1 protein-coding gene is annotated in these 513 nt (G+C 53.8%); it reads left to right on the forward strand.

The window, feature by feature from the left end; genetic code table 11:
* The coding region (locus tag AC1DWM_RS30235) for a transposase (RefSeq protein ID WP_477796910.1) at positions 1 to 416 on the forward strand (416 nt) is incomplete at its 5' end.
* Positions 417 to 513: the final 97 nt, after the last annotated feature.

The following is a 513-nucleotide window of genomic DNA, read 5'->3' on the forward strand; positions in this document are numbered from 1 at the left end:
CCTACGATGCGTCGCAAGATCGATATCAATGCCCTGCCGGAAAATGGCTGATCTTTAAACAGATCAGCAATAAAGGCCGAATCTACCAGGCAGCGGTCAGCGACTGCGCAAGCTGCCCGTTAAAAGCGCAATGCACCGACGCCCARCGCCGATACCTCTCACGCCATCTGCACGAAAAGGCTTTCGAGCGAATGGAACGGCGAATGCAGGCACACCCCGAAATGATGGTCAGCCGAAGATCCATCGTCGAACATCCCTTCGGCAACCTTAAACAGTGGTTATTTGGTAACGCKCGCTTCTTGCTGCGACAGCTTGAAGGCGCGAGGGCTGAAATGGCCTTGGCGGTGAACGCCTATAACCTGAAAAGAGCGATTAACGTGCTGGGCGTGCGTCAGATGATGGCGCTGATGGACTGAAAAGCCTTTTTTCGTCTGCTGTGAGCACAAAAGCAAACGCCCCGAACAAGTCGGGGCGTTTGCTGGAACCACCATCAGTGTGTTTTCACACAGTCTG

Source organism: Pseudomonas sp. P4_C8 (assembly GCF_056401975.1).